General features: G+C 73.3%; 15 protein-coding genes. 6 read left to right on the forward strand and 9 right to left on the reverse strand.

Annotated elements, in window-relative coordinates; genetic code table 11:
* Nucleotides 1-98: 98 nt before the first annotated feature.
* A complete protein-coding gene (locus ACZ4RZ_RS43960; protein ID WP_467753222.1) occupies nucleotides 99-635 on the forward strand; it encodes a hypothetical protein in 537 nt (178 codons plus the stop codon).
* Between the two features lie 168 nt (nucleotides 636-803).
* Here ACZ4RZ_RS43960 and ACZ4RZ_RS43965 read toward each other — a convergent pair whose 3' ends face one another.
* The 5 genes from ACZ4RZ_RS43965 to ACZ4RZ_RS43985 all read right to left on the reverse strand — a co-directional run bounded on the left by ACZ4RZ_RS43965 (nucleotide 804) and on the right by ACZ4RZ_RS43985 (nucleotide 10136).
* A complete protein-coding gene (locus tag ACZ4RZ_RS43965) occupies nucleotides 804-1181 on the reverse strand; it encodes a hypothetical protein (RefSeq protein ID WP_467753178.1) in 378 nt (125 codons plus the stop codon).
* Between the two features lie 611 nt (nucleotides 1182-1792).
* The gene (locus tag ACZ4RZ_RS43970) at nucleotides 1793-6667 is read right to left on the reverse strand and encodes a hypothetical protein (protein ID WP_467753179.1); all 4875 of its coding nucleotides are present in this window, start codon (nucleotides 6665-6667) and stop codon (nucleotides 1793-1795) included.
* 61 nt (nucleotides 6668-6728) lie between these two features.
* Nucleotides 6729-7607 (reverse strand): hypothetical protein, encoded by an 879-nt coding sequence (locus ACZ4RZ_RS43975; RefSeq protein WP_189188118.1) that lies wholly within the window; start codon nucleotides 7605-7607, stop codon nucleotides 6729-6731.
* A gap of 133 nt (nucleotides 7608-7740) precedes the next feature.
* Complete coding sequence (locus tag ACZ4RZ_RS43980) at nucleotides 7741-9267, reverse strand: hypothetical protein (protein WP_467753180.1); 1527 nt, start codon at nucleotides 9265-9267, stop codon at nucleotides 7741-7743.
* A 164-nt stretch (nucleotides 9268-9431) separates the two neighbouring features.
* Nucleotides 9432-10136 carry a GntR family transcriptional regulator gene (locus tag ACZ4RZ_RS43985; RefSeq protein WP_467753181.1) on the reverse strand — a complete coding sequence of 235 codons (705 nt, stop codon included), beginning with the start codon at nucleotides 10134-10136 and terminating at the stop codon, nucleotides 9432-9434.
* Nucleotides 10137-10357: 221 nt separating this feature from the next.
* Here ACZ4RZ_RS43985 and ACZ4RZ_RS43990 point away from each other — a divergent pair, with 221 nt between their 5' ends.
* The 5 genes from ACZ4RZ_RS43990 to ACZ4RZ_RS44010 all read left to right on the forward strand — a co-directional run bounded on the left by ACZ4RZ_RS43990 (nucleotide 10358) and on the right by ACZ4RZ_RS44010 (nucleotide 14918).
* Nucleotides 10358-11677 carry an MFS transporter gene (locus tag ACZ4RZ_RS43990; protein ID WP_467753182.1) on the forward strand — a complete coding sequence of 440 codons (1320 nt, stop codon included), beginning with the start codon at nucleotides 10358-10360 and terminating at the stop codon, nucleotides 11675-11677.
* Nucleotides 11674-12504, forward strand: a complete 831-nt coding sequence (locus ACZ4RZ_RS43995; protein ID WP_467753183.1) for a putative hydro-lyase — start codon at nucleotides 11674-11676, stop codon at nucleotides 12502-12504. Before ACZ4RZ_RS43990 ends, ACZ4RZ_RS43995 begins: the two co-directional genes overlap by 4 nt.
* Before the next feature lie 45 nt (nucleotides 12505-12549).
* Nucleotides 12550-13308 carry a LamB/YcsF family protein gene (locus ACZ4RZ_RS44000; RefSeq protein WP_467753184.1) on the forward strand — a complete coding sequence of 253 codons (759 nt, stop codon included), beginning with the start codon at nucleotides 12550-12552 and terminating at the stop codon, nucleotides 13306-13308.
* Nucleotides 13309-13358: 50 nt separating this feature from the next.
* A complete protein-coding gene (locus tag ACZ4RZ_RS44005) occupies nucleotides 13359-13976 on the forward strand; it encodes a 5-oxoprolinase subunit B family protein (RefSeq protein WP_467753223.1) in 618 nt (205 codons plus the stop codon).
* Between the two features lie 72 nt (nucleotides 13977-14048).
* Nucleotides 14049-14918, forward strand: a complete 870-nt coding sequence (locus tag ACZ4RZ_RS44010; RefSeq protein ID WP_467753185.1) for a 5-oxoprolinase subunit C family protein — start codon at nucleotides 14049-14051, stop codon at nucleotides 14916-14918.
* 25 nt (nucleotides 14919-14943) lie between these two features.
* Here the strand turns inward: ACZ4RZ_RS44010 and ACZ4RZ_RS44015 are convergent, their stop codons facing one another.
* The 4 genes from ACZ4RZ_RS44015 to ACZ4RZ_RS44030 form a co-directional block, all read right to left on the reverse strand.
* Complete coding sequence (locus tag ACZ4RZ_RS44015) at nucleotides 14944-15798, reverse strand: SGNH/GDSL hydrolase family protein (RefSeq protein ID WP_467753186.1); 855 nt, start codon at nucleotides 15796-15798, stop codon at nucleotides 14944-14946.
* Nucleotides 15795-16949: a glycosyltransferase gene (locus tag ACZ4RZ_RS44020; RefSeq protein WP_467753187.1), complete on the reverse strand. Its 1155-nt coding sequence runs from the start codon at nucleotides 16947-16949 to the stop codon at nucleotides 15795-15797. The genes ACZ4RZ_RS44015 and ACZ4RZ_RS44020 overlap by 4 nt, the downstream gene beginning before the upstream one ends.
* Before the next feature lie 109 nt (nucleotides 16950-17058).
* Nucleotides 17059-18183, reverse strand: a complete 1125-nt coding sequence (locus tag ACZ4RZ_RS44025; RefSeq protein WP_467753188.1) for a glycosyltransferase family 4 protein — start codon at nucleotides 18181-18183, stop codon at nucleotides 17059-17061.
* A gap of 139 nt (nucleotides 18184-18322) precedes the next feature.
* Nucleotides 18323-19741, reverse strand: a complete 1419-nt coding sequence (locus ACZ4RZ_RS44030; RefSeq protein ID WP_467753189.1) for a HEAT repeat domain-containing protein — start codon at nucleotides 19739-19741, stop codon at nucleotides 18323-18325.
* Nucleotides 19742-19901 lie beyond the last annotated feature (160 nt).

Consider the following 19901-nt stretch of genomic DNA (forward strand, 5'->3'; position numbering starts at 1 on the left):
GGCGGCGTAAAGCAGCGCAAGCCGGGCAGCCACTGGGGAGCCGGTGTCGCATGACACCAGTGCGAGGGGCCTGCTGGGCGGTGGGGAGTGACGAGTTGATGGGCACGGCGGAGCAGCGCGTGGCGCCTGAGGACGGCGATGCGGCGCACCAGACGGCGCGGCGGGGTCCCGAGGCACTGGATCGCGACATTCCGGCGCACGGGGGCGGGACCGCTGAGCGCGCCGCGGCTCAGGAGCAGCCGCACTACCGGCCGTTGTGGATCGAGGAGCCCGCGCGGCGGCGCCGGATGCCCGATCCGGTGCGTACGGCCGCGGTGCGGGCGGTGCTGATCATCGCCGTGACGCTGATCCAGGCGATGGTGGCGTTCCTGTGCACGCTGGCCGGATCATGGCTGGCGTTCCCGATGGTCCTCAGCAGCGTGGCGAGCACCGTTGTGGCGACGTGGGCCGCGCTCGACGTCTGGGTGACCCGCCAGGTGTGGAACCAGCGCAACGGCGTGGTGTCGGCACCGAGCAGCACCGCCCGGTCCCTGCGGCGCGAGCGGCGCAGGGCACGACGGCAGGCGCGTGCCGCGGAGCGGGCTCAGGAGCGCATACGCCGACGGGGCGGGACGGGGCAGTTGTCGCACCCTTGAGGGAGCCGAGGTCGTCGAGGACCAGGCAGTGCAGCTCGGCCCACACCCCGGCCTTGCCCCACTCGGTGAACCGGCGCTGGGCCACGGCCACCGGCGCAGGGCGAGCACTGACCTGCGAACTCGAAAGCGGCGGGCCCGAGGGCCCGCCCGTTCGCCGACTTGTGACGGTCAGGCCTTGGCGTACTCCCAGCCGCCGCAGCTGTACGGGGTGCCGTTGGACGTGTCCTGGAGGCAGGCGCGGATCTGCAGGGTCGTGCCCTCCGCGAAGGACAGGTTCCAGTCGTGGGCGACGGCGTAGCCGTAGCCGTTGTAGTACGAGTGGGTGGCGGAGCTCGAGTTGTAGCGCCACTGCGCGGCGGTGCCGTGGCCGTCCTTCTTCATGTCGAGGGCGGTGAGGATCTCGCCGTCCTCGGCGAACTCGGTCATCGCGCTCGGCGAGGTGATGGCGTTGTAGGCCTCGTAGACGTTGCCGGCGGCCTGTGCCGGGGCGATACCCAGGACGAGCGCCGACGCGGAGGCCGCGGCTATCCCAAGGACAGTCGTCACACGACGGTAGGGCGTGCGCAAGGCAGGGTTCCTCTCTCCGGACAACTGGTCGAGCCCGAACTTACATGAGGGGAAAGGGAGTTCATCGCCGAATTTCTCCGTGCCCGGCGGTGCGCCAGGAAACGGGAGGGGGCGTTGGAGTCCGTTACAGGTCATCTCAATTGGCCAGGTGGGCCCTCGGCTGTGGTGGGGATCGCTCAGCGGATGGTGCCGGAGGAGTTGTGGGGGCTGTTCCGGCGGGAGGTGTCGGCGGCGATCGTGTTCGTCGCGATGTGGCTGCACGTGGCAGCAGCTTCGCCCTGCGTCGTTCGGTCCGTCCAGGACCACGGCCCAGCGCCGGTTCACAGAGTGGAGCAAGGCCGGGGCGTGGGCCGACCTGCACCGCCTGGTCCTCGACGAACCCGACTCCCGCGGCGACCTGGAATGGTTCTCCGCTGTGCGATCGGCTCGCCCGACACGCGAGCCGACCACGCCCACCTGCGACGATGGTTGGCGGCACGGGGTAACCGGCTGCGACGCCGCTACGAACGCAAGACCGAGCACTTCCTCGCTGTCGCAAGCACCGCCTGCACCCACGCCGCGGAGCCGCATATCCACACAGTCCCGCGCCCCTAGGGGGTTGCAGGCGCCGGGCGTTTGAACATCCGCGTGGCTGTGATCTCGCTGTGCACCGCCTCGTCCCCCTGAGGCTGCTGCGGCAGCCCCGGGCGGAGGTGTTCCTCCACGCTGATGTACTTCAGGCCAGCCCGCAGGTCGGCGTCGTTGCGCAGGCGGATGACGAGGGGGAACTCGGCGAGCGCGGTCGTGTCGAACAGGCCGGTGGTGTAGAGGAGTTGGACGCCCAGCGCGTCTGACACGGCCCGCTGGAGTTCCAGCAGATACGTGGCGTTGGCGCGGCCGATGGGATTGTCCAGGAACAGCGTTCCGGCGTGCCGGTGCTTGTCGCGGCCCCGGTCGTTGCTGCGCAGCGCCGCCATCGTGCAGTACAGCGCGATGGCCGCGGTGAGCAGCTGGCCGCCGGAGAAGACGTCGCCCATCTGTCCGACGGGGACGCGCTCGGCGCGCAGCACGGCATCCGGCTTGAGAATCTCGACGGCGACGCCCTTCGGCTGGAGCGCGGCGCCGACTCCGCGCAGCAGCAGCGACATGCCGTCGCGGCGCATGTCGGAGTTCTTCTTGACCGCCGCGCGGGTGGCCTCGTCGACGACCTCGCCGAGCCGCTCTGCGAGCGTCGCCTGGTCGGGCTCCTCGAAGCGGATGCGCAGGAATTCCTGACCGGACCACTCACCGAGCCCCTCGGGAAGCCGGGAGAGCCGCTGAGCGGACCGCAGGGTCGCCAGCGCCGACTCCACGAGCCCACGCAACCGGTCCACGATCGAGTCCCGGTTGCGCTCCAGTTGCTCCAACTCGTCGGTGAGGACCCGCAGTCGGGGCGCGAACGCGTCCGCCCACTTCTGCGCGTGCTCGGGCAGCGCGGACGCGGGCAGCTCGCGGATCTGCTGCCGGGCGGGGGTGCGCACCTGCTCGTACCGCGTGGAGTTGGCATGCCGTACGAGGACGTCGCTCGCCTCGCGCACGGATGCCTCGGCGGCCGAGAGGTCGGCGGCGCAGCCGCGCAGGGAACGGCGGGTCTCGGCGGCGGAGTGCCGTGCCTCTTCGAGGGTGCCGGGGTAGGGCTCGGGCTCCTCCTGCTCCTCCTCGACATGCTCCCGCAGCAGGTCCCTGAGCAGGGCGGCCGTCTCGTCGAAGCCGCCGGCCGCGTCCTCGGCGGCGCGGTGGGCTTCGAGCAGCTCGGCGTGCGCCTCGCGCGCCTGGGTCAACGCCTCCGTACGGGAGGCGAGTTCGGCGGTCGCGGTACGCAGCAGGCTCTGCGCGTGCTCGGCGTCGCGCGGGACCAGCTCCTCCGACAGCTCGGTGTGGACCTCACCGTCCTCGGGCGCGTGCCGCTCGGCCTCGCCGCGCAGCCGTCCGAGCTGCTCGCTCGCGGAGGACATGCGGGTCTCCAGGAGCTGCACGAGCTCCTCGGCCCGCGCGGCGGCGGCCTGCCGGGAGGGCCCGTCGGAACCGTCGGGCGACTCCAGGAGTTGCGCCGCGCGGGTGCGCACCTTGTTGCTGAGCCGGTCCAGCTCCGCGAGCGCGGCGCTCTCGTCGCTCTCGGCCCGTGCCTGCTCGGCCCGCAGGTCGGCGCCGACACCGACCTTCTCGTACAGCTGGGATGCGGCCCGGTAGGCCTCACGCAGGGCGGGCAGGGACGACCTCGCCGCGCCCTCCTCGTCCTCCGGTACGTCGTCGGGGGCCCCGGCGATCTCCGCGCGCTCGGCTCGCAGCGCCCGGGCCGTACGGCGGGCGTCGTCGGCGGCGCGCTGAGCGGCGCGGCGGTCCTCGTCGGCGGCGCGGGCACGCTCCAGGCAGACCTGGGCGCGGGCCTCCGACTCCGTTGCCTCGTCGGCTAGTTCGCGCAGCTTGACCTGCCAGCCGGCCCGCTCGCGCAACCGGAAGGCGAGCCCGGCGAGGGCGTCGGCTGCGCGCCGGGCCCGCTGGGCGGCGTCCTGCCGCTCGTCCCGCACGTGGGCCGCCTCGGCCGCCGCCTCATCGGCCTCCGCCCGGACGGTGCGCGCCTCGGCGAGCTCGGCCTCGGCCTCCTCCGCGAAGGCGCGCGCGTCCCGGGCGGCCGCGGCGAGCTCGACGAGCCGCCCCGCGGGGCAGCCGGTCCGCCAGGACGCCAGCCGCGCGGCCAGCTCGCGGTCCTTGCCCAGCCGGGCCGCGAGCACCCGGATCTCCTCGTCCCGCTGGGCCGCGCGGGCGCGCAGCGCCTGCCGCTCCTCGTCGGCGGCGTGCTCGTCGTGCATGGCGGGGTTCGGCGGTACGAGGAATACATCGCTGTCGCCCGCGCCGGGGGCCGGAGTCGGGGCGAGCAGTGCGGCGGCCGTACCGACGGCGACGGTGGACCGCGGCAGCAGTGCGGCCTCGCTGAGCGCCTCGCGAGCCCGGGCGTGCGTGTCCGGGTCGGTGATGATCACGCCGTCGACCAGCTCCGGCCTGGCGGCCAGCACGCGCGCGTGGTCGGCGGGGTCTACGGCCTGCGCGAGGTAGCGCCAGCCGGGCAGCGCCGGGATTCCGTGCTCGCCGAGGTACTCGACGGTGGCCAGGACATCCGGCCCGGGCGGCAGCAGCCCGCCGTCACCGAGCGCTCCCAGAATGCGTGCGTCGTCCGCCGCGGCGGTCCGCAGCTCGAAGAGCTGGCGCTCGGCGGAGGCGACACCCTCGTCGAGGAGCTCACGGAGTTCGTCGGCGTAGTGGTCCAACTGCTCGGGGGTGAGGGGGCCTTCGGCCGGGGGCCAGGCATCGTCCCGCGCCTCGCCGGAACCGCCGCCCGGCCGGCCGGCCACTGCGCCGACAGCCTGCCGGCCGCGGCCGGAGCCGACGCCCATCGCGCCACCGGCCTGCCGACCGGAGGCACCCCGGTCTCCGGCTCCGGCCGCGCCACCATCGGTGCCGTCACCGGCGCCGGGGCGATGCCGCGTCGTGCGGGCGCCGCCCTGGCTGTCACTGCCGATGTCATCGGGCGCGGCCCCCCGCCCGCCCGAACCGTCGGCTCCCGCTCGCGGCACCGGCACGCCGACACGCCCGGCGTCGGAGGCGCCCGGCAGGCTCAGCAGCTCCGCCAGCCGCTCCTCCCTCGCCAGCGCCTCCGCCGTACGCCGTTCCGCGTCGTAGGCCCGCTCTGCGGCAGTCGCCGCATCGGCCGCGCGCGCCGCCGTGAGCTCCGCGCGGGACTCGGCGGAGGCCGCCTCCCGGGCATGCTCCGAAGCGCGCCGTGAGGCCTCGCGTGCGGTGTCCCAGGCGGCGACGGCCGACTTCTCGGCGTCGCTGGCGGCAAGGGCAGCGCGGGCCGGGTCGGCGTCGGGGGCGCTGTCGTCGAGCCAGCCCGCGCGGACCGCCTCGGCGGTCTCCTGCTCGACCTCGGTCAGCCGCTGGCGCAGATGCCCGACCTCACTGCGGGCGCGCTGCGCTGCGGTGGCCGCCGCGGTCGAGTCCGCGTGCGCCGTCTCGCCGACCTCCTGGAGCCCGGCGGACCGCTCCTCCTCCTCGTTGGCGAGCGCCTCGGCGCCTTCGGCCGCGCGGTGCAGGGCACGGACGAGGTCGACGGCGGCCTTGGCCCGTGCGGCGAGCGCGGGCGCGGCGTCCCGCTCGGCCTCGCGGATCGCGGCGGCCACACGCGCGGAGCGGTCGGCGGCGGCGCGGTGCCGCAGCACGGCCTCGGCGGCCTGCCAGGCGGAGTGCAAGGTGCGCGCGTCGGCCAGCTCACGTTTTTGCGCGGCGGCGGACTTCTCCGCCCCGGCGAGCGCCAACGAGGCGTGCCGGTAGGCGAGTTCGGCGGCGATCAGCGCGCTGCGCTCGCGGGCGCCCTCGGCATGCGTGACGGCGTACGCGGCGGCGGTCACGCGCTGCGCGAGTTCACCGGCGCGCACGCGCTCCTGCACGGCCCGTGCGGACAGCCGTCGCGCCAGCGTCCGTGTACGCCGCTCGGCGCCCGCGTGGATATCACGCGCGCGTGCCCGCGCCTCGGCGGCGTCGACGATCCGGCCGAGCAGATCCACGGACCCGGCCGTGAAGTCGCGCTCGGCGATCAGCTCGGCGCGCCGCCCCAGCTTGTTGCCGAAGCCGCCGACCAGGTCGGCGAGACCGTCCGTGTCCCGGGTGTCGGTGACGGCACGCAGCAGCAGATCCGTGAAGTCGGAGTCCTTCTTGACGGCGAAGAGACCGGCTGCCTCGCCCTCGTCGGCGTTCATCTCCCGCTGGTAGCGGAAGAGTTCGGGGTCAAGGCCCAGGTCGCCGAGGTGCTCGTTCCAGCGGTCGTGGATCTCCTCCCAGTGCACTTCGAGGTGCGGGTACGCCTTGCCCGCCTCGGTGATCGCGTCCCGGAAGCCCTTCATGGTGCGCCGGCGCCCCTGCGCGCCGGAGGCCCCCTCGACGGGCGGACGCACGGCGGTGGCCTCGGCCACGGGCAGATTGTCCAGGCTCAGCCCCGGCCCGGGGCGGAACGAGTACCAGGCCTCGGCGAACTTCCTCGGGTCGTTGGAGACTTGCCGCCCCCGCCACTCGCTCACCTTGCCGACCACGACGCACTCGCCGGTCAGTGTGTGCTGCCACTCCAGGGCGACATGCCCGCAGTCGTCGGCGAGCAGGAACTTGCGCAGCACACCGGAGCTGGCACCGCCCAGCGTGTTCCGGTGGCCCGGGAGCATCACCGAGAAGATCAGCTTGAGCAGCACCGACTTGCCGCCGCCGTTCTCCAGGAAGAGCACCCCCGCGGGCGCGGGCCGACGCGGCGGCCCGATGGGCTCCTCCTCGAAGAACTCCGCCTGGGTGGGCGCGGGGTCGGGCACGGGCTCGCCGACACCCCGCAGGTCAAGCACGGTGTCGGCGTAGCGCGCACCGGCAGGCCCGATGGAGTAGAGGCGGACCCGGGACAGCTCGTACATGGCGGCGGACTCTCGTTGTAAGTCTTGGGAGGATCGAGGAAGTTCAGGCTGTGCGGCCTGTTCAGGAGTGGAAGGGCAGTCCGGCTCCGGCCGCGAGCTCCAGGTCGTCGGTGTCCTCGGCGGGCAGCAGCGTCGCGGTGCCGTCGGTCACCGGGACGATGCCCAGCTCGAGGAGCTCGGCCATGGCCGCGCTGCCGGCCATGTCACGGACCTGAAGCTGATAGCGGGCCGTCGTCCGGTACGTACCTCCACCGTCGTCCCCGGTGCGCTGCAGGAACCCGGAGTCGGTGAGGAACGCCACGGCCTTGCCGACGATGCCGGTGGTCGAACCGGCCAGTCTTCGCGCGTCCTTGGTGGCACCGGTGGAGCTGCGCCGCGCCCAGATCCGCCAGGCCGCCTCCAGGCCGGGCGCGTCCGTGGCCGGGTCGGTGTTCTCGCCCTGCTCCTCGGCCCGCTCCTCCAGGCGACGACAGGCCTGCCGTACGAACGCGTCGACTCCGTTGACCGATACGCGCCCGATGTACCCGTCGTCCGCGAGGTCCTCGGGGCGCGGGAACGCCATGGCGGCGACGGCGAGATGCGCGAGCCCGTGCAGGAAGCGGTCCCCCGAGTCGGCCGACGCGCGACGCGCGTAGTCGCCCATCCGGACGGCGAACACGGAGTCCTCCGCGGCGGTCACGGCCATGCCCGCGCGCGGGGACACCTCGAGGACGACCAGCCCGAGCCCGGCGGCCACGGCGTCGGCGAGCCGCGCGAACGGCGGGTCCTCGCGATAGCGCCGCAACAGCTCCGCGTACTCCTGGTCGCGCGCGGGCTGCAGCTTGGGCTGCAGCCCAAAGGCGACGAGCCGCGCCGCGTCGGCGGCGTCGGCGGGTGTGACGGGCGCGTTCGCCGGAGCGGCGACTGCCTCCGGCTCACTCCACTCGACGTGCTCGGTCACGGTTGGGGCTCCTTGGTCTGAAGAACGGGGGCGAGGGCAGCCCCGCGCGGGGCGCGGGGCGTGACCTCGTGCGGCTCCGCCGCGTGGGCGCGACCAGCCACAGCCGGCCCGCGGTAGAAGGACGACCCGCAGTTCACGCAGCCTCCGTCCGGTCGGCCGCCATCCCGGCCGCATCCAGCAGGGCCGTCCCCACGATGAGATCCGCCCCACCGAACTCGGGATCGTCCAGCTCGGTCCCGTCGTCGACGGCGAACAGCAGCTTCTCCTCGCCCTGCCGGTACGCGGTACCGACCGGCGGACTGGCCGCATGGACGGCCAACAGGGCAACGAGATACGGAAGTCCAGGGTCGCGGCGGCGGGCCTCGGCCAGCAGCCCGGACAGCCGCCGCGGCGCATCGGCCGGCAGGTCGAGCAACTCCATCGCGCTCGCGAGCTGCTCCTCGCTGAACCGACTGTCGTCGGGGGTGGCGATGAGATCGGGCTCGGGCATCTCCGCCCCGAGGTGCTCCCGCTCCAGCGGTGGCGTCAGCAGGAGGTCGACCAGGTCCCCCACGCGTACGGCCGCGGGCGTGCGCAAACCGGTCCCGCGCGCGAAGAACGCGTCCGTCACACGCAGCGCGTGCTCCACGGGCAGCGGCAGCACGGGGGCGACGAGATGGCCGTAGAGGTCGATCCCCGAGGTCGTCATGGGCGTGGCGAAGGCCTGACGGTCCTGCTCGGCGCGGAACAGCGGGCCGGCCTCCAGGAGCCGGGACTGCAGCTGCGTATGCCTGCGGATGCAGTCCTTGACGATGTCGACGAGCTCGGCGGCGCGGCGCTTCTGCTCGGGGTCCTCGGACTCGTCGCGGGCCTTGCGGATGTTGGTGAGGATCGCGTTCTCGTGGCGGTAGCGGTCGGCGACGTGGTCGAGGGCCTCGGCGATCATGTCGGGCACGGCCTGGAGCCAGTCGACGGCGCGCACATTGCGCCGGGTCGCGTCGAGGGCCCTCCTGAGCGTCTCCGAGTACTGCACGGTCCGGTAGCGGGCCTGCTCGGCGGCGAGCTGGGCGTCGGCGAGCCGACCGCGGCTGATCAGCACCTCCAGCTTGACCTCGGCGGCGATCTGGGCACTGGTGACGTCGGTGTCGAGGGCGCCGACGAGGACGTTGACCGCTTCGTCGGTCGTCCGGAGATAGACACTCCCCCCGTATCCGGGCACCTCCTCGATCAGCTTGAAGTCGTAGTCGCGGCGCACATAGGAGCCGTCGGGCGCGAAGGTGCCGTACACGGCGCGGAAGCCGCGGTCGACGCTGCCGACGTTGATCAGGTTCTCCAGCACCCAGCGGGCCACGCGCTCGTGCTCGGCGACGGGCCGCTGCGGGGCCTGGGCGGCGATGCGCGGGATGAGCCTGGCCACTATCTGGTCGTGGTCGGCGCCCGTGTCGAAGTCCATGTTCAGTGTGACGAGGTCGATGGCGGCGAGGGCGACCTCCGCCATCCCGTACACCGTGTACTCACCCGCGAGGTTCGCCTTGCGTACGTCGAGGTCGTGCAGCGGCGCGGTGCAGGCGAGCGCGCGCAGCCGCCGCGCCAGGCCCTCGTCGGCGGCCGGGCCCGGAGCGGGCCGCGGCCCCGCGCTGAGCTGGGGCGGAACGCTGTCCGTCGATGCAGGCGAAGTCACGGTGCACAGACTAGGTCCTCGGTCTGACAACGGTCGAAACGACGCAGAAGGCCCTGGCTGTCACCGCTGCTTCATGATCGCGGCCGGATCCGCGGTGACCTTTGCCGTGCGGCCGGGGAACGAGTCGTCGCCCCGTGCCTCGCGCTCGTCCGTCCCGTCACGCCTCAGCCGATCCCCTGCCCGCCGTCGGCCACCCGCCGCGCGTACACCTCCACGAGCCCCTTGAGCGAATCGTCGAGATAGACCGCGAGCAGCCGCTCGGCTCCGTCCCGGTCGCCCGCCTGGAGGGTCTGGAGGATCTCACGGTTACGGGCGAGATACGGCTCGTGGAGGCGCCGTGGGTCGTCCACCACGTGGAAGGCGAGGCGCAGTTCGGCGAAGACGCTGCGCATCAGCTCGTCGGTGCGGGCGCTCCCGGCGAGCGCGACCAGCTCCCGGTGGAAGTGGATGTTGGCGGTCGAGACGCCTTTCCAGTCACCTTCGCGCGCCGCCCGCCGCCCCTCGGCGACGGCCCGGGCGAGGCCGTCCACGGCGTACGGCGGCTCGCCGAGGCCGCGGACCACGGCGCACTCGACGAGACCGCGGGTGCGGTAGATGTCCTCGACGTCCTCGACGGTCAGCACCCGGACGAAGACCCCGCGATTGAGCTCGTGCACCAGCAACCGCTCATGCGTGAGCAGCCGGAACGCCTCGCGCAGGGTGTTGCGCGAGACACCGAGCGCCCCGCCGATGCTGTCCTCGGACAGCCGCGTGCCGGGCGGGAAGAAGCCCTCGGCGATGCGACTCCTGAGGATGTCCGAGACCCGCTCGGCGGTGCTGGTGCGGCCCAGCAGGGCGCGATCGTCGGCCAGTCCCGTCAGCTCTGCCATGCCCGGAATTCAATCGCAGATACAAGAACGAAACAACATGGGTATTGAGGGATCGTTCAACAATCCTCTACCTTGGCGGTCAGGCGCCGACCGCACGACCGCACCGCATCCCTCTGCACGGCTGCGGCGCCCATCGCTTCCGCACGGCACGGCCCAGTTCTCAACTCCCGCACGGCACGGCTCAGTCCCCAGCACCCTCCGTCCCTCACTGTGAGGTGCCCATGAGCACGACCCCTCCGCCCCAGGCCCTGACGGCCGACGCCCGGCCCGGCACCGGTGAACTCACCGCTCAGGACGGCGCGTTCGCCTGGCTGCGCGCGCTCGGTCCGCGCGGCCGCCGCGCCTTCGCCGGCGCGTTCGGCGGCTACGCCCTCGACTCCTACGACTACTTCACGCTGCCGCTCAGCATGGTCGCGCTGGCGGCGTACTTCGGCCTGGACAGCGGCCAGACCGGCCTGTTCACCACGGTCACGCTGGTCGTCTCGGCGGTCGGCGGCGCCGTCGCCGGCGTCGTCGCGGACCGGATCGGACGCGTCAAGGCGCTGATGATCACCGTGGCCACCTACGCGGTGTTCACCGTGGCCTGCGGCTTCGCGCCCAACTACGAGACGCTGCTGGTGTTCCGCGCCCTCCAGGGCCTCGGTTTCGGCGGCGAGTGGGCGGTCGGCGCGATCCTGGTCGCCGAGTACGCGAGCCCCAAGCACCGGGGCCGCACGCTCGGCGCGATCCAGAGCTCCTGGGCCGTCGGCTGGGGGCTCGCCGTACTCGTCAACACCCTCGTCTTCCAGTTCCTGGACGACGATCTGGCCTGGCGCGTGATGTTCTGGACCGGCGCGCTGCCCGCGCTGCTCGTCCTGTGGGTGCGACGCCAGGTGCATGACGCCCCGGAGTCGGCCGAACGCCGCTCGGACAGTGCCGAGAAGGGCTCGTTCGCGGCGATCTTCAAGCCGGGCAGGGCCGGCGCGCCCGGGCTGCTGCGCACGACGGTCTTCGCGGGCCTGCTCTCCACGGGAGTCCAGGGCGGCTACTACACGCTGGCCACCTGGGTGCCCACGTACCTCAAGACCGAGCGCGGACTGTCGGTCGTCGGCACCGGCACATATCTCACGTTCCTGATCTCCGGAGCCTTCATCGGCTACCTCACGGGCGGCTATCTCACCGACAAACTGGGCCGCAAGCGCAACATCCTGCTCTTCGCGATCCTCTCCGCGGCGTGCATCCTGGCGTACGCGAACATCCCCAGCGGCGCCAACACCCTTCTCCTGGTGCTCGGTTTCCCGCTCGGCTTCTGCATGTCGGCGATCTTCAGCGGCTTCGGCTCGTTCCTCAGCGAGCTGTACCCGACAGCGGTGCGCGGTACGGGGCAGGGCTTCACGTACAACACGGGACGCGCCGTGGGCGCCGCCTTCCCCACCACCGTCGGCTTCCTGGCCGACAGCTGGGGCGTGGGCGGCGCGCTGGTCTTCGGCGCGATCGGCTATGCCCTCGCCGCGCTGGCCCTGATCGGGCTCCCCGAGACCCGTGGGAAGGAGCTCCTGTGAACGACACCGTCCAGGACCGCCCGTCGGGCCTGCTGGAAATCGACGGCCACGCGCACGCGTGGACCCCCAACGAGGCGCGTGCCCAGTTCCGTTCGGGTGTGTCGGGCCCCACCGCCGGAGTCGCCGCGGGCCACACCCAGGCGAACCTCATCTCGGTGCCCGCCGACTGGGCGTACGACATGCTGCTGTTCTGCCAGCGCAACCCGAAGCCCTGTCCGGTCCTCGACGTCACCGACGCCGGATCCTGGACCACTCCGCTCGCTCCGGGCGCCGACCTGCGCACCGATCTGCCGCGCTACCGGGTGTGGGAACACGGTGAGTTGGTCGACGAGCCCACCGACGTGGTCGACCGCTGGCGCGACGACCTGGTCTCGTTCCTCATCGGGTGCAGCTTCACCTTCGAGTGGGCGCTGAGCGAGGCGGGCGTCCCGATGCGCCACATCGAGCAGGGCCGCAACGTCTCCATGTACGTGACGGGACGCCAGTGCCGTCCCGCCGGGCGGCTGCACGGCCCGATGGTGGTGTCGATGCGCCCTGTCCCGCCCGAGCATCTGGCCGCGGCGATCAGGGAGAGCAGTCTGCTGCCCGCCGTGCACGGCAGCCCGGTGCACTGCGGCGAGCCGTCGGGGCTGGGCATCGAGGATCTCACGCGCCCCGACTTCGGCGATCCGGTCGACGCCGCACCGGACGACATCCCGGTGTTCTGGGCCTGCGGAGTGACACCACAGGCGGCCGTGATGGCGTCCCGTCCTCCCTTCGCGATCACCCACGCGCCCGGCCGGATGTTCCTCACGGACACCCGCGACGAGCAGTACCGCGTGGCCTGAGAACAGCCGGCGAAATTACGGCCTACGAAGGAGAACCCGCACCTCATGACCCCGATCGATCTCAACGCCGACCTCGGCGAGGGCTTCGGCCGCTGGCGCCTGACCGACGACGAACAGCTGCTGTCCGTCGTCACCAGCGCCAATGTGGCCTGCGGTTTCCACGCCGGGGACGCGGCCACCATGCGGCGGGTGTGTGAGCTGGCGGCCGAGCGCGGCGTGCGGATCGGCGCCCAGGTCTCCTACCGGGACCTGGCGGGGTTCGGGCGGCGCGCGATGGACGTGCCGCCCGACGAGCTGGCCGCCGAAGTGGCGTACCAGATCGGCGCCTTGGAGGTGTTCGCGCGCGCGGCGGGCACGCGCGTGTCGTACGTGAAGCCGCACGGCGCGCTCTACAACCGCGTCGTGCACGACGAGGAACAGGCGGGGGCGGTCGTCGACGGCGTCCTGCTCGCGGACGCCGGACTGCCCGTCCTCGGCCTGCCCTCCTCCCGCTTCCTGAAGCTGGCCGAGCAGGCGGGACTGCCCACCGCCACCGAGGCGTTCGCGGACCGCGCGTACACCGAGGAGGGCACCCTGATGCCGCGCACCCAGGACGGCGCGGTGATCACGGACGCGGACACGGTGGTCGAACGCTCGGTGGGCCTGGCCCGCTTCGGCACGGTGACCTCCGCCTCCGGGGAGCGCATCCCGGTCCGCGCCCGCTCCCTGTGCCTGCACGGAGACACTCCGGGCGCGGTGGAGCTGGCCCGCCGGGTGCGCGCCCGGCTGGAGTCGTCCGGCGTCCGCGTGGAGGCGTTCGTATGAGCGCTCTGCCCACCGGGGGCGGTATGAGGACTCCGTCTGCCGGCGACGGCATGAGGGCGCTGCCCGTCGGCGACCGCGCACTGCTCGTCGAGGTCTCCTCGGGCGACGCGGCCCAGGCCCTGCACGCCGAACTGCTGCGCCGCCGCGCGGAGGGCTCCCTGTCGGTGCGGGAGATCGTCCCCGCGGCCCGCACGGTCCTCCTGGACGGCTTGGACGACCCCGCGCGTCTGGCGGAGCGGCTGCCCACATGGGACATACCCCCGCTGCCCCCGCGCGCGGACGAGGCAATCGAGATCCCCGTACGGTACGACGGTCCCGACCTGGCGGATGTCGCGGCTCTTTGGGGTGTGCCCGAGCACCGGGTGCCCGAGATCCACGCGGCGGCCGAGTTCCGGGTCGCCTTCTGCGGGTTCGCGCCCGGCTTCGGCTACCTCACGGGCCTGCCGTCGCGGTACGACGTCCCGCGCCGGGCGACTCCGCGTACGACGGTTCCCGCGGGTTCCGTGGCGCTGGCGGGCCCGTACACGGGCGTGTACCCGCGCTCGTCGCCGGGCGGCTGGCAGCTGATCGGGACGACGGACGCGGTGCTGTGGGACCACGCGCGCGTGCCGGCCGCGTTGCTCGCTCCGGGCGCCCGGGTCCGCTTCGTACCGGCGAGGTGCTCGTGACCGCCACGGCCCGGTTCGTACCGGCGAGGTGCTCGTGACCGCCACGGCCCGCTTCTCATCACCGAGGCGCTCATGACCGACCGTGCCCTCTCCGTCGTCCGGGCCGGGGCCCTGACCACCGTCCAGGACCAGGGCCGTCCCGGCCACGCCCACCTCGGAGTACCGCGCTCCGGCGCCCTCGACGGGCCCGCTGCGGCGCTGGCCAACCGGCTCGTGGGCAACCCCTCCGAGGCGGCCGTTCTGGAGACGACACTCAACGGATGTGCCCTGCGGCCGCGTTCCGCTGTCACCGTGGCGGTGGCGGGAGCGCCCTGCCCGGTCACCGTGGACGGGCGTCCCGCCGCCTGGGGAGCGCCCGTACGCGTACCCGCCGGAGCACTGCTGGACGTCGGCCACGTGCGCGCCGGGCTGCGCGGCTATGTGGCCGTCTCCGGTGGAGTGGCCGTGGACCCGGTCCTCGGCAGCCGCTCCACGGACCTCCTCTCGGGCCTCGGCCCCCCGCCCCTCTCGGACGGCATGGTGCTCCCCCTGGGCCGCCCGGACACGCTCCACGCGCGCGTGGACGTCGTCCCGCACGTCGCTCCGCCCGCGGAACTGGTCCTGCGCGTGACGCCCGGTCCGCGCGACGACTGGTTCACCGCGTCGGCCGTGCGCACCCTCACCACCGGCGCCTACCTGGTGTCGTCCGCGAGCAACCGCATAGGCCTGCGAACGGAAGGGCCCTCACTGGAGAGGGCCGTTTCCGGCGAACTCCCCAGTGAGGGCATGGTTCTGGGCGCCGTCCAGGTACCGCCCGACGGCCGCCCGGTCGTCTTTCTCGCCGACCATCCGACCACCGGGGGGTACCCGGTGATCGCGGTCGTCCGTTCCACCGACCTCCCCGCGGCCGCTCAGGCGGTGCCGGGCACGCCGGTCCGCTTCGTGGCCGGACGCCGCCACTGAGCGCCCCCGCACAGCCGCTGAACCGTCATGCCGCGTCCGGCTGTTCGGCCACCGACAGCGCGGCCAGCGCGGACGCGACGGCGTGCGAGGCACTGAGGTCGAGCCGCGCGCTGGTACCGCGCGCCCGGTGGCGTACCTCGGCGGCGGCGAGCGTGAGCAGCTGCGGCAGCAGGTCCGTGCACCGCCGGGCCACCCACCCCGTCCCGGCGGTGGCCAGCCACAACAGACTGGCCGACCGCGTGGGCGCGGGAAACTCGGGCTCGGCCGAGGGCGCGGCCCCCGTGGCGATGCCCTGCTCGCTCAGCAGCGCGTGGAAGCGGAGGGCGAGTTGCCGGTGCCCCTGCTCCCCCGGGTGGAGTCGGTCCGCGCTCCACATCGCACGGTCCGTCAGCCACTCCTCCTCCGCGGCATGCAGATGCACCGCCCCGTAGCGCTCGGACAGCGCGTGCACGACCGTGTTGACGGCCCGCTGCCGCCGGGCCAGCGGGCGGGCCAGCGCGCCCGGCAGTCCCAGCATGGAGCCGGGATCCGGCAGACAGGCCGTCATCACCACCGCATCCCGCGCCCGGAACGCCGCGTACACCTTGTCGAGCCGCGCCGCCACGGAGTGAATGTCGAAGGTGCAGCGCAGGGTGTCGTTGACACCGATCACGACGGAGACGACGTCGGGCTCCAGGGCCAGCGCCGCCGGTGTCTGGCGCTCCAGCACGTCCCGCGTCTGCGCCCCGCTGACGGCGAGGTTGGTGAACTCCACGGGCGTGTCCGCGGGGGCCAGCCCCTGCCCGAGCAGTGCGGCCCACCCCCGCCAAGCTTCCCCGACAGGGTCGCCGACGCCTTCCGTCAGCGAGTCCCCGAGGGCCACGAATCGCAGCGGTCTCATCCGACGCCCTCCTGCGCGCGCGGCCGCACCGGAACCGTCGCGTCGTGCGCGGCCAGGAAGCCCTCCACCGCGGCGCCCCAGCCGAAGCACTCGGCACGCGCGCGTGCGGCCTGCCTGCGCTCGCCCTCGGGACGCCCGAGAAGCAGCCGTACCGCATCCGCGAAGGAGTCTCCACTGTCCCCCGCGGTGGCCCCGGCGGACCCGACGACCTCCGGCAGGGCGGACAGCGCGCTGGCCACCACCGGCGTACCGCAGGCCATGGCCTCCAGGGCGGCGAGCCCGAACGTCTCGGCGGGCCCGGGGGCCAGACACACGTCGGCGGAGGCCTGCAGCGCACCGAGCACGGCACGGTCGGAGACGTGCCCGAGGAAGGTGGCGGGCAGCCTCCGCTCCCGGGCGCGCTGTTCGAGCCGGGTCCTGAGCGGTCCGTCCCCGGCGACGACGAGCACGGCCCGCTGTCCGCGCCGCAGCAGCGCCTCCAGCGCGTCGAGTGCCGTGCCCGGCCGCTTTTCGACGGACAACCGGGAGCACATCACGAGCAACGCCTCGTCCGCGTGCGCGTAGCTTGCGCGCAGCCCGGGGTCCCGCAGCGCGGGGTGCCGGCCCACCAGATCGACACCCAGCGGGGCACGTACGACATTGCGGGCGCCGATGCGGACGAACTCGCGCTCGGCGAACTCCGTGGTGCACACGACCCGCGAGTAGGTGTGCGCCGTACGGACGTTGAGGGCGTCGGCAGTCCGCCGGGCCATCCCCTCGGGAAGGCCCCAGGTCCGCAGCACTCCGTCGGCGGTCTCGTGGGAGACCATCACGGCGGGCACCCGGGCCCGCCGTGCCCACACTCCGGTCCAGCGCAGGGTGGTCCGGTCGGAGACTTCGAGGCGGTCGGGTGCGAGCGACTCCAGGAGCCGCGCCACCCGCCGCTTGTCCGTGAGCACGCGATAGCCGCCGGTCCCGGGCAGCAGCGGCCCGGGCAGCGTGATCACCCGGCCCTGTTCGGTGTCGCGGTCACTCGCGCGCTCACCGGGGATGATGAGCACCGGTTCGTGTCCGGCCGCCCGATAGCCGGCGCCCAGCTCCCGCAGCGCGGTGCGCAGGCCGCCGGACGCGGGGGCGACGAAGTTGGCGAGCCGTACGATGCGCAGACTCATGCCGCCCTACCTTCTTGAGTGCGTCCCATGAGTTCGCGACTCCGGGACTGCGCGAGCGCCGGCCCTACCAGGCCCGGCCGCCTCTTCATCTCGTGGCTTGACACAAGCATTAGGCAGCCACCAGCTTCCGCGCCGAAAGCACATCGGCGTAGTGCCCGATGAGCTGGTCGCCCACGGCTGCCCAGGTGCGGCCCTCGACCATGGCGCGTCCGGCGGCCCCATACGCGGTCCGGAGGGCCGGATCGGAGGTCAGGGCCCACACCGCGTCGCGCACGGCGGCCGCGTCGCGCGGCGGCACCAGCAGCCCCGTACGCCCGTGGGCCACCAGGTCGAGCGGTCCGCCCGCGGCGGGCGCGACGACGGGCACCCCGCTCGCCATGGCCTCCTGCACGGTCTGGCAGAAGGTCTCGAAGGGGCCGGTGTGCACGAAGACGTCCAAGGAGGCGAAGATCCGGGCGAGTTCGTCGCCGGTACGGCGTCCGAGGAAGACCGCGCCGGGAAGGGCGCCCTGCAGGGTGGTTTCGCTCGGCCCGTCGCCGACCACGACGACGCGTACGCCGTCCAGTCCGCACGCCCCGGCGAGCAGTTCGACCTGCTTCTCGGGGGCGAGCCTGCCGACGTAGCCGACGATCAGCTCGCCGTTCGGGGCCAGTTCACGACGGAGCGCCTCGTCCCGGCGGTCGGGACGGAAGCGGACCGTGTCCACGCCGCGCGGCCACAGCCGTACCCGGGGCACACCGTGTGCCTCCAGGTCGTGCAGGGCCGCACTGGACGGAGCGAGCGTCCGGTCGGCGGCGGCGTGCACGGAACGTATGCGCCGCCATGCGGTGCCCTCACCCGCGCTGATGTATGTGCGGGCGTATCCGGCGAGGTCGGTCTGGTAGACGGCCACGGCGGGAATGCCGAGCCGGGCGGCGGCCGCCATGCCGCGGACGCCGAGGATGAAGGGGCTGGCCAGGTGCACGATGTCGGCGCGGTGATCGGTGATCGCCGCGGCGACGCGTCGGCTGGGGAGTGCGACGCGGACCTGGGGGTAGCCCGGGAGCGGTAGGGAGGGGACACGGACGACGGGGCACGGCGCGAGAGCGTCGGGCCCGCTCCCGGCCGCGGTGGCCGGGGCGACGACGAGGGGAGCGTGACCGCGATCGACGAGGTGCCGGGCGGTCTGGAGCGCGCAGTGGGCCACGCCGTTCACATCGGGGGGAAAGGATTCGGTCACGATGACGACACGCATACCCGTGTTGTCGCCGTACTGGACGTGGCCGCGTCAACGTGGATCTTTGCGAACGGTGAACGTCCCATGAGCGTTGCGCTGCACACCCGAGCAGGTCGGCCCCCGTCCATGCTCTCCTGACTCCGGGGTCACCGAACGTTCATACGGCTGGCATGTCGGGCCCGATCCGGCTCCGTACCGCTGTCTGGACGTCCGCCTCCTCGGCCGGATCCGCTGCCAGCCGGCGCAGCTGATCCACCACACGGGCATCACCGGTCTCGGCGTGCCGTGCGGCCACCTCGCGAGTGGTCTCCTCGCAGTCCCACAGGCATTCGACGGCGAAGCCGGCGGCGAACGAGGGGTCCGTGGTGGCCAGGGCGCGGGCGGCGCGCCCGCGCAGATGGGATGACGCGGTCTCGCGGTAGATGTGCCGCAGCACGGGTGCGGCACAGGCGATGCCGAGCCGTCCGGTGCCGTCGACGAGGGTCCACAGGGTCGGCGCGTCGGGGCCTTCGCCCCGTACCGCCTCCCGCAGTGCGCTCAAGACCAGTTCGCTGTCCTGCGCTCCGCCCCGACAGGCGAGCATCCGTCCCGCGGCGGCCCCCAGGGCGTCGGGCCGGTGCGCCCAACCTCGTGCCCGGTCGACGGCGGCGACGCTGCGCATCCGCTCGAAGGCGTCGACGGCGGCCTCGGCCACGGTCGTCGTTCCGTCGGCCACGGCTCCGTCGATCAGGCCGAGGGCGTCCGGATCATTGCTGTCGGCGAGATAGCGCAAGGCCGTGCAGCGCGCTCCGTCGCCGCCGCCGCGGGCGGCCTCGACGATCTCGGGCCGGTCCTCGGGGCCCGCGACGGCGGTGAGGCAGCGGGCGGCCGGGACATAGAGCGCGGCGCCGCGGTCGATGCCCTGCTGCGCCCACTCGAAGACGGCCTGGACGCTCCACCCCGGGCGGGGCCCGGACGGTCGCATCTGGCGCTGCCAGCGGTCGAAAGAGCCCTGTTCCTGGGCGGCACGCACGCGCGTGCCGATGGATTCGCGGGGATCGTCGGCCCACAGCCGCCAGGGCCGTGGCTCGAAGGCGTCGCGCACGGCGGCGGCGAGCTCGGCCTCGCCCTCCGCGTCGGCCGGGAAGCGGGCGAGTACGGGCGCGGCCAGCGCGCGCAGACCCGCGTCGTCGTCGCGCAGGGCCAGCTCGTCGAGGGCCCAGGCCCAGTTGGTGCCGAAGGCGGCGTACCTGCGCAGCAGTTCGAGCGCGTCGCGCCTGCCGTACGAGGCGAGGTGCCCGAGGACCGCGAGGGCGAGTCCCGTGCGTGACTCGCACGTGTCGAGGACGTCCTCGGCGTCGAAGAGGTGCCGCTCGATCTCGTCGAGCTCACCGCTCAGATCGAGGTAGAGACGGGCGTAGTACAGGGAGCGGTTCTCCACCTGCCAGTCGTGGCGGGGGTCGCGCAGCACACAGTGGTTCAGTGCCGCGAGCGCTTCGGCCCGCGGTGCGGTGAGCGCGTGCAGCGTGCCGTCGCCGCGGCCCCTCTGGAGCAGGCCGAGCAGCGTTCCGCTGGGCGCTATGACCGGATCGAACATGGGAAACAGCCTCACATCAAGCGTCGACGCAACCGGGATCCTGCATTACCTGGCCGCGTGACAACACGTCGGAGCGCCCGCCGTCTCTTGCTTGCTGTAGACCATCTTCCTCTGCCTCTCGTCGGTGGCCCATGCGGGCCGCATCACGGCCCGCGCGGTG

The sequence above is a fragment of the Streptomyces sp. NPDC027189 genome (assembly GCF_055566975.1).

Excerpts from the sequence above, each read along its gene's own strand:
- ACZ4RZ_RS43960 (WP_467753222.1), top strand. The coding sequence starts at position 99 with ATGGGCACGGCGGAGCAGCGCGTGGCGCCTGAGGACGGCGATGCGGCG.
- ACZ4RZ_RS43970 (WP_467753179.1), bottom strand. The coding sequence starts at position 6,667 with ATGTACGAGCTGTCCCGGGTCCGCCTCTACTCCATCGGGCCTGCCGGT.
- ACZ4RZ_RS43985 (WP_467753181.1), bottom strand. The coding sequence starts at position 10,136 with ATGGCAGAGCTGACGGGACTGGCCGACGATCGCGCCCTGCTGGGCCGC.
- ACZ4RZ_RS43990 (WP_467753182.1), top strand. The coding sequence starts at position 10,358 with ATGAGCACGACCCCTCCGCCCCAGGCCCTGACGGCCGACGCCCGGCCC.
- ACZ4RZ_RS44000 (WP_467753184.1), top strand. The coding sequence starts at position 12,550 with ATGACCCCGATCGATCTCAACGCCGACCTCGGCGAGGGCTTCGGCCGC.
- ACZ4RZ_RS44005 (WP_467753223.1), top strand. The coding sequence starts at position 13,359 with ATGAGGGCGCTGCCCGTCGGCGACCGCGCACTGCTCGTCGAGGTCTCC.
- ACZ4RZ_RS44010 (WP_467753185.1), top strand. The coding sequence starts at position 14,049 with ATGACCGACCGTGCCCTCTCCGTCGTCCGGGCCGGGGCCCTGACCACC.
- ACZ4RZ_RS44015 (WP_467753186.1), bottom strand. The coding sequence starts at position 15,798 with ATGAGACCGCTGCGATTCGTGGCCCTCGGGGACTCGCTGACGGAAGGC.
- ACZ4RZ_RS44020 (WP_467753187.1), bottom strand. The coding sequence starts at position 16,949 with ATGAGTCTGCGCATCGTACGGCTCGCCAACTTCGTCGCCCCCGCGTCC.
- ACZ4RZ_RS44025 (WP_467753188.1), bottom strand. The coding sequence starts at position 18,183 with ATGCGTGTCGTCATCGTGACCGAATCCTTTCCCCCCGATGTGAACGGC.
- ACZ4RZ_RS44030 (WP_467753189.1), bottom strand. The coding sequence starts at position 19,741 with ATGTTCGATCCGGTCATAGCGCCCAGCGGAACGCTGCTCGGCCTGCTC.